Origin of the sequence: Pseudomonas sp. BCRC 81390 (genome assembly GCF_030341915.1) — a bacterium.
GTDB lineage: Bacteria > Pseudomonadota > Gammaproteobacteria > Pseudomonadales > Pseudomonadaceae > Aquipseudomonas.
Window position 1 is genome coordinate 1 of the sequence record NZ_JATAAG010000072.1, and the last position, 259, is coordinate 259.

The following is a 259-nucleotide window of genomic DNA, read 5'->3' on the forward strand; positions in this document are numbered from 1 at the left end:
CTATGGCCCCGTATTCTACGGCTGAACCATGTAATGGTAGGTCTGGGCAGATTTGAACTGCCGACCTCACCCTTATCAGGGGTGCGCTCTAACCAACTGAGCTACAGACCTATAACAGGGTCGCGTTACAACATCGTCTTTTACAATGAATCAAGCAATTCGTGTGGGAGCTCATCAGCAGGCTGATGTCGTCGATTAAGGAGGTGATCCAGCCGCAGGTTCCCCTACGGCTACCTTGTTACGACTTCACCCCAGTCAT

At 51.4% G+C, this 259-nt stretch carries 1 tRNA gene and 1 rRNA gene; both read right to left on the reverse strand.

The annotated features are described in order from the left end of the window. Positions 1 to 34 precede the first annotated feature (34 nt). Positions 35 to 111, reverse strand: a tRNA-Ile gene (locus QSV36_RS22985). Positions 112 to 196: 85 nt separating this feature from the next. Next, positions 197 to 259: ribosomal RNA gene (locus QSV36_RS22990) — 16S ribosomal RNA — on the reverse strand; the annotation flags it as partial.